Here is a 17498-nt window from a genome sequence, read left to right as displayed (position 1 = left end):
GACGCAACGCTGAACAAAATTCCTCAGCGTCCCTCAAAGCCTGCTGCTCTTCTCCTCTTCGACCGGACCGAACATGATCACCAAACACTGGCTGTGCTGCCTGGTTGCATTCGCTGCGGTGCAGGCGAACCCGCTTGCTTTGGCCCAATCGACGAGTGCAAGCGCAGGCGCGCTGTCGCCGGCCGTGACGAAGGTCGCCGATGCAGCCGTCGCCGGCGATGCCGAATCCCAATACGCATTGGCGCAGATGTACGGCAGTGGCAGCGGCGTGCCGCGGGATCCGGCGGCGGCGGCCTTGTGGTTGCAAAAGGCCGCGAATCAGGGCCACGCGAATGCGCAATTCAGTCTTGGCACCAGCTATCTGCTGGGCGACGGCGTCCCGAAGAGTACAGCGTCGGCGATCGAGTGGCTGAACAAATCGGCACAACAGGGCAACACGCTGGCGCAGGCCAATCTTGGAGCGATTTATCTCAATGGCGACGGCGTCGCGCAGAATTTCCGCGTGGCGCTGTCCTGGTTTGAAAAAGCCGCCGCCCAAGGCCTGCCGCTGGCGCAATACAGCCTAGGCAAAATGCATCAGAACGGCTATGGCGTGCGCACCGACGAAGCGATGGCGGCGCAATGGTATACCCGCGCCGCGGCTCAGGACTATGCGCCGGCGCGACAAGCGCTGGCTGAATTGAAACGTCCGGCCGCGCCGGTTTCGCGCACGACGAATGCCGTCACGACTGCGCCTGCTGCTGTTGCGGCTGCGGTTGCGGCTGCTGCTGCCGCGCCGGCCACAGCGGCGGCGACCGCTGCAGCGCCGGAATCCTCTGTCGTACTCGCTGCCATCCAGGATTGGGCAGCGGCATGGAGCCGCAAGGACGTCGACGCCTATCTGGGTCATTACGCCGACGATTTCCGCACGCCGAACGGCGAAAGCCGCAGCGATTGGGCGGCACAGAGAAAGACGCGCATCGATGGCCGCAAGCGCATTGTCATCAAGATCACTGCGCCGCGCGTCGCCATGAACGCCGACAACAGCGAGGCCACGGTGGCCTTCACACAGGAATACAACTCCGACCAACTGACCGAGACCAGCGCCAAGACGCTGGTGCTGGCGCGCCGCGGCGATGCCTGGAAAATCCTGCAGGAAACCGCCCGCAAGACCGCAACGGGCCGCAAATAGACGAGAATCGCGCGCAGAAAACGCTTGAGTCGCGGCAACATGCCGCCATCTGCATGGGGAACCCATTCGCGAGGATGCAGGCTCCTGCTGATTCGTTTGTTACAATGGTCCCCTACTGTCAACCTGTCCAGATTGCGAGTTCCCCATGATTACCCGAAGCCGGTCCGCCGTATCGCTTTGCTTCTCCCTGCTGATGCTCTCCTTGTCCTCACTGGCGCACGCCCAGGCAATATCGGACAAGCCGGCCCCGCCGCCGCCTGAGCTGCAAACACTGGAAGAAGGCGAACCGCCTGCCGTGACCATCAAGAAGCCGGGCGAAGAACAAGGCAGCGGCAACAGCATCACCGAGCGCCGCGACCACGGCCAGACCAAAGAAGTCAAAGTCAAATCGGGCCCGAGCACGTATTACCTGAAGCCGACGCAGCAACTCGGCGGCTCGACGCCGGGCGATGTCCAAAGCGGTCCGCCGAGCGGCGCCCAATGGCAGATCAAGGAATTCGACTGGGGCGGCAAGAAGAAAGCCAAAGAAGGCGAAGCCGGCGACGCCAGCAAGTAATAACTCATATTGATCCTCTCCGGACGGCATGCCGTCCGGATTTTCCATCGTTCTTCATCACTCCCGCACATGGCAGTTTTTACTCCGGTCAGCCTGGATGACCTCTCCGGCTGGATCACCCAGTTTTCTCTCGGCAAAGCGCTGGCCGTCAAAGGCATTTCTTCCGGTATCGAGAACAGCAATTTCTTCATCACGACCGAAAGCGGCGAATACGTCCTGACGCTGTTTGAAAAACTGAGTTTCGAGCAACTGCCGTTTTACCTGGAACTGATGCGTCACCTGGCCCAGCGCAACGTGCTGGTGCCGGCGCCGATTCCCAACCGGAGCGGCAGCATCATCAATGCCCTCAACGGCAAGCCGGCCTCGATCGTGACCAAGCTGGAAGGCGCTTACCAGCCGAAGCCGGAACCGGTGCATTGCGCCGAAGTCGGCGCCATGCTGGCAAAAATGCATCTGGCGGCGCAGGACTTCGGCATCCGCCAGCCGAATCTGCGCGGTCTGCCATGGTGGCGCGAAACGGCCCCGGTGGTGCTGCCTTATCTCGACGCCGGGACGCAGCAAATGCTGCGCGCCGAAATGCAATTCCAGGAAGACTTCGCCGCCTCCGAGATTTACCCGCAATTGCCGAATGGCCCGGTGCACGCCGACCTGTTCCGCGACAACGCCATGTTCGTCGGCACACGTCTGACCGGCTTTTTCGACTTCTACTTTGCGGGCTGCGATACCTGGCTGTTCGACCTCGCTGTCACCGTCAACGACTGGTGCATCGACCTGGCCACGGGCGCGCTTGACGTCGCGCGCGTGCAAGCCATGCTGGACGCCTATCACGCGGTGCGGCCATTCGGTGCGGCCGAGCAGCAGGCCTGGAGCGCCATGCTGCGCGCCGCCGCGCTGCGCTTCTGGCTGTCGCGCCTGTATGATTTCTACCTGCCGCGCGCCGCCGAAATGCTGACGCCGCACGATCCGACACACTTCGAACGCATCCTGCGGTTGCGCGTGAACGGCGCCGTACCGCCGCTGCCGGGACCGAACTGATATGGAAAAACTGCCTGCAAAAACCGGCTGGCTCTGGGTCAAGGAAGGCCTGGCGCTGTTCCGCAAGCAACCCGCGGAAGTGTCGACGCTGTTCCTGAGCTACATGTTCCTGATGCTGGCACTGGGCATTTTGCCCATCATCGGCCAGCTGCTGCCACTGATCCTGGTGCCGGTGTTCGCCATGTCGTTCATGCAAGCCTGCCGCCAGATCGAGGAAGGCAAACGCGTCTATCCAAGCCTGCTGCTGGTGAGCTTCCGTTCGCCGGCGCTGCGCACGCTGCTGGCGCTGGGCGTACTGTATCTGCTGGCGGCCTTCGCGGCGGTCGCCGTCTCGACGCTGGTCGACGGCGGCGCCTTCTGGAAAGCCATGACCGGCCCCGGCCTGGACCCCAGGGACATCGAAGGCAGCAATCTGCGTCTGGCCATGATCGTGGCCGCGCTGGTATACATCCCGGCGGCCATGGCGTTCTGGTTCGCCGCGCCGCTGATCGCCTGGCACAAGATGCCGCTGGGCAAGGCGCTGTTCTACAGCTTCTTCGCGGTGCGCCGCGCCGCCAAGGCATTCACGGTCTACGGCCTGGCGTGGCTGGTGATCGGCGTGCTGCTGCCGGCCACCATCAGCACCATTGTTGCATTGCTGTTCAACAACATGACGGTGATCGTGTTTATTTTGCTGCCATTGTCGATAATATTGACCGTGGTCATGTATTGCTCTTTTTACCCAACTTACACTGCAGTCTTTGGCAAGCCCCCGCGCGACGAAGCACCTGTTCCAGAGAGCAACGACGGCGCAAGGTAAAGTGCTTGCCGAAAAGCAAGAATAACCACCACAACGCAGCTGTCACGGGGAAATAAGATGCGCATGAACCTGCCGGTCACCAATGCCGAGTATGAATTACAAGACGGCAAATCGATCGTCTCCAAAACTGATCTGAAGGGCAACATTACCTACGTCAATCCCTACTTCATCGAAGTCAGCGGATTCCACGAAGAAGAGCTGATGGGCGCACCGCAAAACATCGTGCGCCACCCCGACATGCCGGCTGAAGCCTTCGCCGACATGTGGAAAACCGTCAAGAAGGGCATCCCCTGGACCGGCCTGGTCAAGAATCGCCGCAAGAGCGGCGATCATTACTGGGTGCTGGCCAACATCACGCCGGTACGCGAAAAAGGCCAGGTCATCGGCTACATGTCGGTGCGTACCAAGCCGTCGCGCCAGGACGTCGCCGGCGCGGAAAAACTGTACGCCGACATGCGCAAGGGCAAGGCCAAGGGCATCGCCATCGAGCAGGGCAACGTCGTCAGAACCGGCTTCAAGGGCTGGATCGCCAAGCTCGGCAAGATCCAGCTGAACACCCGCATCAACCTGTCCATGATCACGCTGCTGGGGCTGCAGCTGGTGGCCGCGAGCGTCAGCTTCCTGACCGATCACAGCATGCTCAACACCGCCATCTGCATCGCCACCATGCTGATCACGCTGACCATCTGGTACGCGCTGCACAGTGCGCTGGTGCGCCCGATCCAGGCGGCGCTGCTGGCTACTTACGCCATCACCGGCGGCGACTTGTCGAACCGCGCCGAATCCGACCGCCACGACGAGATCGGCCGGCTGTTGCGCGCATTGCGCCAGATGAACATCAACCTGACCGCGATCATCGGCGACGTGCGCTCCAACGTCGAGTCGATCAACGGCGCTACGCGCGAGATCGCCACCGGCAACATGGACTTGTCGCACCGCACCGAGTCGCAGGCATCCAATCTGGAAGAGACTGCGTCCAGCATGGAACAGCTGGCCGCCACCGTGCGCCAGAATGCCGACAGCGCATTGCAGGCCAACCAGCTGGCGGCCTCGGCCTCGTCGATTGCGGTCAAAGGCGGCGACGTGGTCGCCAAGACCGGCACCACGATGAGCGAAATCAGCGCATCGTCGAAGAAGATCGTCGACATCATCAGCCTGATCGACAGCATCGCCTTCCAGACCAATATCCTGGCGCTGAACGCCGCCGTCGAAGCAGCGCGCGCCGGTGAACAGGGCCGAGGCTTTGCGGTCGTGGCTTCCGAAGTGCGCAGCCTGGCGCAGCGTTCGGCCGGCGCCGCCAAGGAAATCAAGACGCTGATCGAAGACTCGGTGGAAAAGGTCGATATCGGCAATCGCCTGGTCGACGACGCGCGCAGCACCATGACCGAGATCGTCGAATCGGTCAAACGCGTGACCGGCATCATGAACGAAATCACCGTCGCCACCCAGCAGCAAAGCGCCGGCATCACGCAAGTGCATCAGGCCGTCACCGACATGGATGAAAGCACGCAGCAGAATGCCGCTCTGGTGGAACAAGCCGCCGCTGCCGCAGGCAGTCTGGAAGAACAAACCGGCCGCCTGTTGCAGGCGATTTCGGTATTCAAATTCCAGCATAAATAAGTCTTCCTGCACTGCAGGATCGCAGCAAAAAATGGCAGCCGGAGTTTTCTCCGGCTGCCATTTTTCTTTCCCCCGCAAGCGCTTCAGTATTTGATGTAGCGCCCCTGCTGCATCAGACGCGTCGTGATGGTCTGCGCGGACTTCAACGCGTTTTCCACACTGCTCCTGCCCACCAGCGCGCGCGCGATGGCCTGGCCGGTGACCGTGCCGATGCTGGTAAATTCCGGAATCGTCACAAGCTGGATGCCCACGTAAGGAACCGGCTTGAGGGTGGGACTGTCGGGGTCCGCGCTCTGGATAGCGTCGAGGACGAAATCTGCATACGGCGAGGCCTTCTGGTAGCCAGCCGACGCATAGGTCGACTTGCGCGTGCCGGGCGGCGCCAATCCCCAGCCATCCTTCTCCGCGACCAGCTGGATGTATTCCTTGGAGGTAGCCCACATGGCGAATTTCTTGGCCGCCTCTTTCGATTTTGAGGAATGAGGGACCGCCAGCGCCCATACCCATAGCCATTGCGCGCCCTTCGCCGTGGTTGCGGTCGGCGCCGCCACGAAAGCGGTCTTGTCGAACACCTTGGAATTCTTGCCGTGATAGAGCGTTCCGGCCGCGACGGTGGCGTCGATCCACATGGCGCACTTGCCTGCGGCGAACAGCGCCAGGTTCTCGTTGAAGCCGTTCTGCACCGCATCGGCCGGACCGTATTTGCGGAGCAGGTCGACATACAGGCCGACCGCCTGCGCCCATTCCGGTGTATCGAGCTGCGGTTGCCATTGCTCGTCGAACCAGCGGCCGCCGAATGCGTTGACCATGGTGCCGATCAGGGCCATGTTCTCGCCCCATCCCGGGCGTCCGCGCAGGCAAATGCCGGCGACGCCGCCGGCAGGGTCATGCAGCTGCGCGGCGAAGGTCGCGATCTCGTCCCAGCTCGGCCTGGTCGGCATGACCAGCTGCTTTTGCGCGAACAGATCCTTGCGGTAATACGTCATCGAGCTTTCCGCATAGAACGGCAATGCGTACAGTTTGCCGTTGCTGCTCAAGCCGGCCCGCACCGGCTTAAGCAAGTCGTCGACGTCATAGCCGGGCGGCAGGTCGTTCATCGGCACCAGCCATTCCTGCTCCGCCCACAGCGGCGTGGACATCAGGCCGATGGTCATCAGATCGAACTGCCCGCCGCTGGTCGTGATGTCGGTGGTCACGCGCTCGCGCAACACGCCTTCGTCCATGATGTGCCAGTTGAGTCTGAGGCCGGGATTGGCTTTTTCAAACACCGCCGACAGACGCTGCAGTTCCAGCATGTCGGGGTTGTTGGTCGTGGCGATGTTGACGACGGTCACCACGTCGGCGCAGGCAAGGCCTGGGCAAAGCAGGCCGCTGAGAATGGCAAGCATCGACAGCCGGCGCGCGAAGGCGCCGCGACGTGCGTAAGGTTTCATGCAAATCCCCCGGGCATTGGAATGGGTTCCGGCCTGTTCAGGGGATCATCAGACAAGGCCTGCTGCAAGTCAAGCGAGTGTCTGTTTAATGAAAAAGCGGCGCGGCTTTCCGCAGCGCAAAACGTACATGTGCATCAGGCAGAACCTGAGGGCAACGGCTTCCACGGCTGATAAATATCCCGGTAACGTTGCAAGCGCGGTTGCAGCTGCGCGTGGCGCATGCGCCGCGGTTCGTAGCAATCCTGTTGCGGCGGTTTGCAGCAAACCTCTTCTTCGTTGCCCCCATCGGCCAGCCAGGCCAGTCGCGCGGCGCCCAACGCGCCGCCGGCTTCGCTGCCGATGTGGGTCACGATGCGCACATCGAGCGCATCGCTGAGCAACTGCGCCCAATAGGCGCTGCGCGCCCCGCCGCCCACCAGCGACAACTGCTGCACGTCGGTGCCGGCGGCGCGCAAGGCGTCGAGGCCGTCCACCATGCCGAAGCTCACGCCTTCCAGCACCGCGTAGGCCAGCGCCGCGCGCTGATGCTCATGCGAGAGACCATGGAATACACCCAGCGCGTAGGGATCATTGTGCGGCGTACGCTCGCCGGACAGATAAGGCAAGAACAGCGGCGCGTTGGCCAGCGCTTCGTCATCAAGTGCGGCGACTTCCTGCAACAGCGTTTTTTCGTCAACGCTGCACAGGCGACAGAACCAGCGCAGGCAACTCGCAGCCGACAACATCACGCTCATCTGGTGCCAGCGCTGCGGCAAGGTGTGGCAAAACGCATGGATGGCGCGCGCCGGATTGGGACGGAATTTATCATTGACCACGAACAGCACGCCCGAGGTCCCCAGAGACAGGAAACCGTCGCCCGGTCTGACTGCACCGATGCCGACCGCGCTCGCCGCGCCATCGCCGGCGCCGCCCGCCACCACCACGCCATCCGCCAGTCCCCAGGCCCGCGCCACTTCCGGCAGCAGGAAACCGGCGGCGGCATTGCCGTCAGCCAGTTCCGGCATCTGTCCGCGATGCATGCCGCCTGCGGCCAGCAAGGCATCCGACCAGTCGCGTTGCGCCACATCCAGCCAGAGCGTGCCGGCGGCGTCGGAGGGATCGGATGTCTTGCGCCCTGTCATCCGCAGCCGCAGCCAATCCTTGGGCAACAAGACACAGGCGACCTGATCAAAAAGTTGCGGCTCGTGACGCGCCACCCACAGCAATTTTGGTGCAGTGAATCCCGGCATTGCGAGGTTGCCCGCGAGCTGATGCAAGTCGCCTGATTCGTTCCAGCGCCGCGTCAGTTCCGCACATTCATCGGTGCTGCGCGAGTCGCTCCACAGGATGGCCGGCCGCAGCACGCGCTCCTGCGCATCCAGCAGGACCGCGCCGTGCATCTGACCGGACAGGCCGATGGCGCGAATGGCCGCGAAACGTGCAGCGCCCAATTGTTCGCGCAGGCTCGCAACGGTATCGCAAGCGGCGCGCCACCAATGCTGCGGATCCTGCTCCGACCAGCGCGGATGCGGCCGCGACACCGTCAGCGGCGAGCCGGCCAGGGCCAGCAGTTTTCCTTCGGCGTCAATGACGACCGCTTTGACTTCCGACGTACCAAGGTCAATCCCCAGATACATGGCGCTCCTTGTTATTGATTGTGGTCTTTCTCCGCCAGCGGCACTAAGCGGACATTTTAGTCGAAGCGGCAAGCCAGGCATTCACGCTGACCACGCCCTCCCGCAACAGCCGTTCGAGCTGGACGCTGCCTGCCAGTTCGCCCCACAGCAAAGGATCGTTGCAATAGGCGCGTACCGGATCGGGGCCGTCCAGCATCGCCCCGACCGCCGCCGGATCGAATACGCCGTCCTGATATTCATATGCCAGCTCGCCGCGCCGCCAGCGCTGCAGGAAGGCGAAGAACAGCGCCGCCACCTGGGCCGTGGCGCGCGCCTGATGACTGCGTGCGAGGCTGTCGGAAATGGTGGGACGAATGAAGCCGGGTATCTTCGAAAAACCGTCCGCCGCCACCCGCTGGTTGGTGTCCTGGATGGCTGGATTGGCAAAACGCGCCAGCGTCGTGTCACGATACGCTTCGAGATCCAGCGGGCTCGGAGTCAGGCACGGAATCACGTCTTGCGTGATGTAGTCGTAAGCCATGCGGCGGATGTCTTCGTGCATCGTGCCTTCGTGGATATAGCCGAGGCCGATCATGGTGCCGGCCCAGGCGATGCAGCTGTGGCTGGCGTTGAGGATGCGGATCTTGGCCTCTTCATAGGGCAACACCGACGCCACCATTTCGACCCCGACTTTTTCCAGCGCCGGACGGCCTGCCTTGAAATCGTCCTCGATCACCCATTGGATGAAAGACTCGGCCATCAGCGCGCATGGATCGTCGACGCCGGTGGCTTCTTTCACTCGCTGCCGTACGGCGTCGGTCGGACGCGGCGTGATGCGATCGACCATGGAATTGGGGCTGGCGACATTGGCGCGCACCCATTCCAGCAACTGATGATGGCCGCGCAAGGCCAGGAATTGCTGCAGCCCGCCGAAGAAGCGCTCGCCGTTATGGCGCAGGTTGTCGCAATTGAGCAGCGTCACGCCGCCGGCATTGCTGTCCTGGCGCGCTTGCAGGATCGCCGTCACCGCACCGTAAATCGTGCGGCGATCACCGCCGATATCGGCCGCCAGATCTGGGTTATGCACATCCAGCAAATGCTCATGGTCGAGGTAGTAGCCGCCCTCGGTCACGGTAAACGAGATCACGCGCGTGCGCGCTTCGGCACCGGTCCTGACCAGGCCTTTCAGCTGCGCATCCCAGGGCACGATATCGCGGATGGCGCGGATCGTCTCATAGGCGCGCTGTCCGTGCGGCGTCACCGTCTCCAAGGTATAGCGGCCTTCGCTTTGCGCCAGCTCCTTCAGCAGCGGCGCCATGTCGGCGCGGATGTTGCCGAGCGCCAGCCGCCAGCGACGATCGTCGTCATTGCCGCGCTCGCGCAGGCGATGCAGGTAGACCGCCTGGTGGGCGCGGTGGAACGATCCGGCGCCGATGTGCAGCCAGACCAGGTCGTCTTTTGAATCACGGTTCGTCATCATGTTCTCGCTTGCTGTTCAATGTACCGCCATGGCCGGATCGCGCAAAAGACGCTTCACCGCGCTGCCGTCCTCGCGGAACAGGTGACAGCGATGCGCCTCCGCGCCGACCCCGATGACGCTGCGGGAAGCAAGCTGAAGACTGTCCGGCACGCGCAGGATCAGCGGCTCGTCGGACGCATCCGTGGCGGCATACAGGTAAGAAAAATCGCCCAACAGTTCCAGCGCCGTGTAGTGCGCCTGCAGCATCGGCTGTTCAGTGACGATGGCGAGATGCTCAGGACGGATACCCAGTGTCACCTTGTCGCCGACCTTGAGCGTCCCTGCTTCGACCGCCGCCAGTTGGCGTCCCCCGCCAGCCACATCCACCAGCGCGCCCTCCGCGCCGACGCCGGCGACAACGCCGTTGATGAAGTTCATCTTGGGCGAGCCGATGAAGCCCGCCACGAAACGGTTGGCCGGGTGGTGATACAGCTGCTGCGGCGTACCGACCTGTTCGATCCGTCCTGCCGACAGCACGACGATCTTGTCGGCCAGCGTCATGGCTTCGATCTGGTCATGCGTGACGTAGATCATGGTGGTCTTGAGATCGTCATGCAGCTTGGAGAACTCGAGCCGCATCTTCACGCGCAAGGCGGCGTCGAGATTCGATAGCGGCTCGTCGAACAGGAACACGCTGGGCTGGCGCGTGATCGCGCGGCCGATGGCGACGCGCTGGCGCTGACCGCCGGACAAGGCGCGCGGCTTGCGATCGAGAAGATGGTCGATGTGCAGAATCCTGGCCGCGTGCTGCACGGCGCTGTCGATCTCCGTCCTGGACTTGCCGGCGATCTTGAGGCCGAATGCCATGTTGTCGTACAGCGTCATGTGCGGATACAGCGCGTACGACTGGAACACCATGGCGATGCCGCGCTTGGCGGCCGGAACGTCGTTCATGCGGCGCTCGCCGATGTTGAGCTCACCGGCGCTGATGTCTTCGAGGCCGGCGATCATGCGCAGCAGCGTCGACTTGCCGCATCCGGAAGGGCCGACGAAGACGACAAACTCGCCGTCGTCGATGTCGAGGTTAATGTCGCGCATCACTTCGTTGTCGTCGTAGCGCTTGGCGAGGTTGCGGATGGTGACGGCTGCCATGGTGATCTCCTTGTTTCGTTACTGGTGGTGCCTGATGCGTTGTCGGTCGGGGTTCTTACGCTGCGCGTCCCGGCAGCAAGGCCGCGATCAGCACCGGCAATTCCTGCATGTCGTCGAACACCAGCTCGGCGCCGGCATCGAGCAGCTTCTGGCGCATGCCGTGACGGTCGTGCGCCACGCCGGTGAAACCGAGCACGCGCATGCCTGCGCTGCTGGCGGCGCGTACCCCGGTGACGCTGTCGTCGACGGCGACGCAGTGCTGCGGCGCGACGCCGTAGCCTGCCGCTGCAGCGAGATAGACATGCGGCGCCGGCTTGGGGCGGCCGACGTCGTGTGCGCTGTGGATGTGACCGTCGAACAAGGCAAGCAGGTCGCAGCGCTGCAGGCCTTTGATGATGCGGTCGGTGCTGCTGTTGCTGGCGACCGCCTTGGGCAGGTCGATTTTCTGCAAGGCGTCGGCAATGCCCGGCACTAATTGCACTTCGTCGCCGCAGGCAATCCCGACGGCGGTATTGATGGCGGCATATTGCGCAGCGTTCAGGCCGAAGCTGAACTCGACGTCGAGTTCATCGAGCAGCAATTCCGTGAACATGCCGAGGCGGGAAGCAATCGCGTGATGCAGTTTGTCGCCGTCGGCCGGATTCTCCAGCAGCGGCAGCAGATGCTCATGTAGCACGCGCAAGGCGATGCTCTCGCTGTCGAGCAGCACGCCGTCGCAGTCGCAGACCAGGTGGGTAATTTCCGGCTTCATGTTTCCTTTCATTTGGAGCAGCAAAAAGCCGCTCTCTTACTTCACGGCGCCGAAGGTCAGGCCGCGCACCAGCTGCTTCTGCGCCAGCCAGCCCAGCGCCATGATCGGTGCGATCGCCAGCAGCGATGCGGCCGACAGCTTGGCCCAGAACAGCCCTTCCGGATTCGAATACGAGGCGATGAACACCGTCAGCGGCGCGGCGTCCACGCTGGTGAGGTTGAGGCTCCAGAATGCCTCGTTCCAGGACAGGATGATCAGCAGCAGCGCGGTCGACGCCAGTCCCGGCATGGCGGTCGGCAGCAGCAGGTACAGCATCTCCTGCCAGGCATTGGCGCCGTCGATGCGCGCCGCTTCGAGAATCTCTTTCGGCACGTCGTTGAAATAGGTGAATGCCATCCACACCGCGATCGGCAGGTTGATCAGCGTGTAGATCAGCGTCAGGCCGGTGACCGAATCGAGCATGCCGCTGTTCTTGGCCAGCAGGTAGATCGGCACCAGCACGCCCACGGCCGGCATCATCTTGGTCGACAGCATCCACAGCAAGAGTTTTTGCGTACGCCCGGTCGGGAAGAAGGCCATCGAATACGCCGCGGGCACGGCAATCAGCAGCGACAGCAAGGTCGCCCCCAGCGAGACGATCATGGAGTTCTTGACGAAGGCCAGGTAGTTGCTGCGCTCGAAGACTTCGCGGAAGGTATCCAGCGTCGGCATGAAAATCAGGCTCGGCATGTAGGCCTGGTGCTCGGTCTTGAACGCCGTGACGGCGATCCAGAAAATCGGGAAAAACAGGACGATGGCGCAGGTCCATGCCAGCAGGCCTACCCAGAGCGGACTCTTTTTGGCGTCGTTCATTTTTCGTTCGCTCCTTTGAGATTCTTCGCCAGCATGCGCACCAGGAAGAACGACACGATATTGGCCAGCACCACGGCGAAGATGCCGCCCGCCGACGCAATGCCGATGTCGAATTGCTGTAGGCCGATCGAATACACCAGGTAGGTCAGGTTGGTGGTTTCAGTGCCGGGTCCGCCGGCGGTGGTGGTGAAGATTTCCGCGAACACCGATAGCAGGAAGATGGTTTCGATCATGATCACCACGGTGATCGCGCGCTTGAGATGCGGCAGCACGATGTAGAAGAAGATGCGGATCGGTCCGGCGCCGTCGAGCTGGGCAGCCTCCTTCTGGTCGACATCCAGTGACTGCAGCGCCGTCAGCAGGATCAGGAAGGCGAACGGTATCCATTGCCACGACACGATAATGATCACCGACAGCATCGGATACTCCGCGAGCCAGTCGATCGGCTCCATGCCGAGATGGCGCATGGCGAAGGCCAGCATGCCGTAGACCGGATGCATGATCATGTTTTTCCAGATCAGCGCGGCCACGGTCGGCATCACGAAGAACGGCCCGATCACCAGCAGCCTGGCGATGCCGCGTCCACGGAACGGTTGGTCGAACAACACCGCCAGCAAAGTGCCGCCGATCACGCTGATGCCCAATACGGAGCCGATCAGCAAGGCGGTGTTGGCGATCGACGGCCAGAACGCCGGGTCTTCCAGCAGGAACTGATAGTTCTCCAGCCCGATGAAACCGGTCTGGTCGGGCGACATCAGGTTGTAGCGATTGAAGGAGAAATACACCGTCATCGCCAGCGGCACGATCATCCACAGGAACAGCAACGCCACTGCCGGCGTCTGCAGCAGGCGAATCGGCAGGAAGCGCTCGCTGCCCGCGTGCTTGATATGTTTGCCGCGCCGGGATTTCTGCGAGGACGGAGGCGAAGCGCCGGCTTCGGAGGGCATGGGAGAGGTATTCGATATCGACGACATGGCGGCCTCGATGCAATCAGGTTCGGGCCGGCGTCATGCTGCGGACGATCCGGCGGAAATCGGTGACACGGTGTTGTGCGCCGCCCGGCGTCAGGCCGGGCGAACGCACAGCGGCGCGAGCGGCATTACTTGATGTAACGCCCCTGCTTCATCATGCGCACAGTCTGCGCCTGTGCCGTCTTCAGCGCAGCGTCTGCGGTGCCCTTGCCGGCCAGCGCACCGGCAATCGCCTGGCCGGCGATGGTGCCGATCGACTGGAACTCGGGAATCGTCGCAAACTGGATGCCTGTGTAAGGCACCGGTTTGAGCGTCGGATTGTTGGCATCGGCCTTCTCGATCGCGTCGAGGACGAAGTCGGAGAATGGCGACGCCTTCTTGTACTCGGCGGAAGCATAGGTCGAGGTGCGCGTACCCGGCGGCACCAATGCCCAGCCGCTATCCTTGGCGACCAGCTTGATGTAGTCCCTGGAAGTCGCCCAGGCGGCGAACTTCTTCGCGGCGTCCTGCGACTTGGACGACTTCGGCACCGCCAGCGACCAGATCCACAACCAATGCGATCCCTTGTCGGTGGTCGCCATCGGCGCCGGCGCGAACGCGACCTTGTCGGACACCTTGGAATCCTTGCCGTGATACAGCATGCCGGCGGCGACGGTGGCGTCTACCCACATGCCGCATTTGCCGCCCGAGAACAGCACCAGGTTTTCATTGAAACCGTTGGAGCTGGCACCCGGCGGACCGGATTTGCGCATCAGGTCGACGTAGAAATTGACGGCCTGTTTCCATTCCGGCGTATCGAGCTGCGGCTGCCATTTTTCATCGAACCAGCGGCCGCCGTAAGCATTGACCATGGTGCCGACCAGCGCCATGTTTTCGCCCCAGCCGGCGCGTCCGCGCAGGCAGATGCCGTAGACACCCTTGGCCGGATCATGCAGTTGCGCCGCCAGCTTGCCGATCTCTTCCCAGGTCGGCTTTTCCGGCATCTTCAGGTTCTTTTGCGCGAACAGGTCCTTGCGGTAATAGGTCATCGAGCTTTCCGCATAGAACGGCAGCGCGTACAGCTTGCCGTCGCTGGTCAAGCCTTCGCGCACGGTCTTGATCAGGTCGGCTTCATCGTAATCGGCGGGCAAGCCGGTCATCGGCGCCAGCCATCCCTTCTTGGCCCAGATCGGCGCTTCGTACGCCCCGATGGTCATGAGGTCGAACTGGCCGCTGTTGGTGGCGATATCGGTGGTCAGGCGCTGGCGCAGCACGCTCTCCTCCATCGTGACCCAGCGCAGCTTGATGTCGGGATTGGCTTTTTCGAACTGCGGCGACAGCTTTTGCAGTTCGATCATGTCGGGGTTGTTGATCGAGGCGATGTTCAGGGTAACGGGATCGGCAGCGGCAAGACCGGCGAAACCGAATACGGCGATAGCGGCAGCAAGGCGTGCCAAGGGAAATGCGGGGGCGCGAAGTTTCATGCTTGTCTCCATTGTGTACGGGCTGAGGATGAGCGTTGCCGCCTTCCTCGCCTCGATGTAGTTTTCTGAGCAAAAAATCTGTTTGCGAGCAAATAATCAAACATTGACGAAAGATTGTCAAGCATTTGCTTTTTTGTTGAGCAAATGTTCAATTTTGATAATAATGACGTCTGACGTCCCGCAGGAACAGGCGCTCAAAGTCCGTACAATGCCGGATCGGCCAGCGCGACGCGGCAGGTTCACAACAAGGAAAACCGATGTCATCCAGCCCATCCAAACTCGATCTGGCGGCGCGCGCCGCATGGATGTATTACGTCGCCGGCAACACCCAGAATGAAATCGCCGAGCGCCTCGGCATTTCGCGCCAGATGGCGCAGCGCATGGTGGCCTACGCCGGCGCGTCGAACCTGGTCAAGGTCCAGATCGCCCATCCGATCTCGTCCTGCCTGGAACTTGCGCAGGGCCTGCAACAGCGCTACGGATTGGACGTCTGCCGCGTGGTGCCCGGCAACACGGGCAATGACGCCGCGGCCGGGGATGATGCACACGGTGTGCAACAGATGCTGGCGGTCGCCGGCGCCGAGTTGATGGAACAATACCTGCGGCAGGAAGAACCGCTGATCGTCAACGTCGGCTCGGGTCGCACGCTCAAGGCCGCAATTGAAAAGATCAGCGACATGGAACGCCCGCAGCACCAGATCGTCTCGATGATCGGCGCCTTCGCTTCCGACGGTTCCGCCAACCGCTACGACGTCGCCCTGCTCGCCGCTGAAAAAATGCAGAGCCGCTTTTACCTCTTGCCGGCGCCGCGCGTGGCGGAAAGCGAAGCCGACCGCAAGCAGTGGTGCAACCATCGCGCCTACCAGATCGTCACCGGCCTGGCGCAACGCGCCGACGTCACCTTCCTCGGCATCGGCACGATTGCATTGCAAGGCGCGATGCATGAAGACGGCTTCATCGACGACGACGAAGTCGCGCAGCTGCAAAATCAAGGCGCGGTCGGCGAACTGATCTGCCACGCCTTCGACGCCGCCGGCAACATGCTCCGTTCGCCGCTGGCCGCGCGCATCACCACCCCGCCGCTCACCTCGCCGCCGCCCAAGCCGGTCATCGCGCTGGCAGGCGGTCGCAAGAAAGCCGAAGCGGTGCGCGGCGCCTTGCGCGGCGGCTGGCTGACGGGTCTCGTCACCGACGAGTACTGCGCGCAATTTGCGTTGCAGGATTAAATTCCGCGCAGCGCCAGAACAACAATTTCAGCATCAGCATTACGGAGACATTTATGCCGCATCCCATCGAATTCGTCGTCTTCGGCGAAGCCCTGACCGACTTCATTCGCCAGCCCGGCGGCGAGTGGCGCGCCCTGCCCGGAGGCGCCTGCTGGAACGTCGCGCGCGTCGGCGCGCGTCTTGGCGCGGCGACCGGTTATGCCGGCAGCGTCAGCAGCGACGTCTTCGGCGAAGAATTGCGCGTGCTCACGCAAGAGGCGGGACTCGACATGCGCTACCTCCAGCAAGTCGACAAATCGCCGCTGCTGGCCATGGTGACGTCAACCACGCCGCCCGATTATTTCTTCGTCGGCGACGACAGCGCCGACCTGCATTTCGATCCGAGCAAGTTGCCTTCCGGCTGGATGGATGAAGCGCGCATATTGCACTTCGGCTGCATCAGCCTGACGCGCGAACCATTGGCGTCTCGCCTGCTTGCGATTGCCGCCGAAGGCGCGCAACGCGGCAAGCGCATTGCCTTCGATCCGAACTGGCGCAAGCTGATGGATCAGCCCGGCTATCACGTGCTGATGCGCAAGCTGCTGGCGTTATCGCATTACGTGAAGGTGTCGGACGAAGATCTGGAGAAATTATTCCCTGACGATGCGCAGCCGATGGCGACGCTGAAGTCGCTGGCGCCGCAGGCGGAGATCCTGTTCACGCGTGGAGCCGATGGGCTGTCCTGGATCAAGGGAGAGAGCGTTGTCGATCAAGCGGCTTATCGGGTGGAGGTGATTGATACCGTCGGTTGCGGCGATGCTTCCATGGGAGGCTGGATCGCCAGCATCTTGCGTCAGGCGGATGCGCCGGTGGTGACGCATTTGCAGTGTGCTGCTGCGGCGGCGGCGTTGTCGGCGGCGCGGGCGGGGGCTTATGCGGCGACCTGGGATGAGGTGCAGGAGCTGGTTAATCGCTGAGCGCTTTTTTGTTTTGTTCCGACTGGTGGTTCTTCGGTAATTTGGATTTTTTTCTTCGATCAACCCTTCGCCGGGGGTAGCCCGGCAGCTACTCACTTTTCTTGTCTCGCCAAGAAAAGTAAGCAAAAGAAGCGACCGCTGGTTCGTAGCCCCCTGCCGGGGGTTCCCGGCGTCGTCAGGCGCAAATCGGGAGGGGAAACAAACTCGCTGCGCTCAGACAAGTTTCCCCTCTTTATCCGATTTGCACCTGCCGCCACCGGCTACTCGCAAGCGGACGGCCAGACTGGCTCGCTGCGCGTCGCCAGGGGATGGAGGTGGAGTGAAAGCCACAGTTCTCCGCTATCAATCAAACCAAAGATGGCAATCACGATGCCGAAGGCGAGCCCCCCCAAGGCAATGCGAAGCGAGCCGAGAAAGAAGTTCCGCTTATGAGTCGCCGTTGGTGCCGTACTCAAATCG

Annotated in this window: 15 protein-coding genes and 1 pseudogene; 8 read left to right on the top strand and 8 right to left on the bottom strand. The window is 62.3% G+C overall.

The window, feature by feature from the left end; translation table 11 throughout:
• The first annotated feature begins 73 nt into the window (after window positions 1–73).
• From F506_RS01095 to F506_RS01075, 5 genes are all read left to right on the top strand, one after another.
• Window positions 74–1171: a L,D-transpeptidase Cds6 family protein gene (locus tag F506_RS01095; protein ID WP_053194952.1), complete on the top strand. Its 1098-nt coding sequence runs from the start codon at window positions 74–76 to the stop codon at window positions 1169–1171.
• Window positions 1172–1316: 145 nt separating this feature from the next.
• Window positions 1317–1727: a DUF2782 domain-containing protein gene (locus F506_RS01090; RefSeq protein ID WP_053194951.1), complete on the top strand. Its 411-nt coding sequence runs from the start codon at window positions 1317–1319 to the stop codon at window positions 1725–1727.
• A 69-nt stretch (window positions 1728–1796) separates the two neighbouring features.
• Entirely contained in the window at window positions 1797–2762 is a 966-nt protein-coding gene (locus F506_RS01085) for a homoserine kinase (protein ID WP_053194950.1), read from the top strand.
• Window position 2763: 1 nt separating this feature from the next.
• A complete protein-coding gene (locus tag F506_RS01080; protein WP_053194949.1) occupies window positions 2764–3561 on the top strand; it encodes a BPSS1780 family membrane protein in 798 nt (265 codons plus the stop codon).
• Between the two features lie 57 nt (window positions 3562–3618).
• Window positions 3619–5181 (top strand): methyl-accepting chemotaxis protein, encoded by a 1563-nt coding sequence (locus F506_RS01075; protein WP_053194948.1) that lies wholly within the window; start codon window positions 3619–3621, stop codon window positions 5179–5181.
• Between the two features lie 83 nt (window positions 5182–5264).
• Here F506_RS01075 and F506_RS01070 read toward each other — a convergent pair whose 3' ends face one another.
• The 7 genes and pseudogenes from F506_RS01070 to F506_RS01040 all read right to left on the bottom strand — a co-directional run bounded on the left by F506_RS01070 (window position 5265) and on the right by F506_RS01040 (window position 13370).
• Window positions 5265–6614: an ABC transporter substrate-binding protein gene (locus F506_RS01070; protein ID WP_053194947.1), complete on the bottom strand. Its 1350-nt coding sequence runs from the start codon at window positions 6612–6614 to the stop codon at window positions 5265–5267.
• 134 nt (window positions 6615–6748) lie between these two features.
• Window positions 6749–8230 (bottom strand): xylulokinase, encoded by a 1482-nt coding sequence (xylB, locus tag F506_RS01065; protein WP_053194946.1) that lies wholly within the window; start codon window positions 8228–8230, stop codon window positions 6749–6751.
• Between the two features lie 43 nt (window positions 8231–8273).
• Window positions 8274–9686, bottom strand: a complete 1413-nt coding sequence (gene dalD, locus F506_RS01060; RefSeq protein ID WP_144424143.1) for a D-arabinitol 4-dehydrogenase — start codon at window positions 9684–9686, stop codon at window positions 8274–8276.
• An 18-nt stretch (window positions 9687–9704) separates the two neighbouring features.
• The gene (gene ugpC, locus F506_RS01055; protein ID WP_053194942.1) at window positions 9705–10820 is read right to left on the bottom strand and encodes a sn-glycerol-3-phosphate ABC transporter ATP-binding protein UgpC; all 1116 of its coding nucleotides are present in this window, start codon (window positions 10818–10820) and stop codon (window positions 9705–9707) included.
• 55 nt (window positions 10821–10875) lie between these two features.
• Window positions 10876–11571, bottom strand: coding sequence for an HAD-IA family hydrolase (locus F506_RS01050; RefSeq protein WP_083457507.1), 696 nt, complete (start codon window positions 11569–11571; stop codon window positions 10876–10878).
• Window positions 11572–11607: 36 nt separating this feature from the next.
• Window positions 11608–12390 (bottom strand): annotated as a pseudogene (locus F506_RS01045) (carbohydrate ABC transporter permease); the annotation flags it as partial.
• A 29-nt stretch (window positions 12391–12419) separates the two neighbouring features.
• Window positions 12420–13370 carry a carbohydrate ABC transporter permease gene (locus F506_RS01040; protein ID WP_407638201.1) on the bottom strand — a complete coding sequence of 317 codons (951 nt, stop codon included), beginning with the start codon at window positions 13368–13370 and terminating at the stop codon, window positions 12420–12422.
• On the opposite strand from F506_RS01040, the gene F506_RS23455 reads away from it, so the two are divergent.
• The gene (locus tag F506_RS23455; RefSeq protein WP_162490551.1) at window positions 13369–13530 is read left to right on the top strand and encodes a hypothetical protein; all 162 of its coding nucleotides are present in this window, start codon (window positions 13369–13371) and stop codon (window positions 13528–13530) included. The two genes, F506_RS01040 and F506_RS23455, sit on opposite strands and share 2 nt — an antisense overlap.
• Here F506_RS23455 and F506_RS01035 read toward each other — a convergent pair.
• Window positions 13523–14857 carry an ABC transporter substrate-binding protein gene (locus F506_RS01035; protein WP_053194936.1) on the bottom strand — a complete coding sequence of 445 codons (1335 nt, stop codon included), beginning with the start codon at window positions 14855–14857 and terminating at the stop codon, window positions 13523–13525. The genes F506_RS23455 and F506_RS01035 overlap by 8 nt on opposite strands.
• A gap of 257 nt (window positions 14858–15114) precedes the next feature.
• Between F506_RS01035 and F506_RS01030 the strand changes: the two genes are divergently transcribed.
• Complete coding sequence (locus tag F506_RS01030) at window positions 15115–16083, top strand: sugar-binding transcriptional regulator (RefSeq protein ID WP_053194934.1); 969 nt, start codon at window positions 15115–15117, stop codon at window positions 16081–16083.
• Window positions 16084–16136: 53 nt separating this feature from the next.
• A complete protein-coding gene (locus F506_RS01025; protein ID WP_053194933.1) occupies window positions 16137–17039 on the top strand; it encodes a carbohydrate kinase family protein in 903 nt (300 codons plus the stop codon).
• Window positions 17040–17498 lie beyond the last annotated feature (459 nt).

It is taken from the genome of Herbaspirillum hiltneri N3 (genome assembly GCF_001267925.1).
Classification (GTDB): domain Bacteria; phylum Pseudomonadota; class Gammaproteobacteria; order Burkholderiales; family Burkholderiaceae_D; genus Herbaspirillum; species Herbaspirillum hiltneri.
This window is presented reverse-complemented; position numbering and strand designations above follow the sequence as displayed.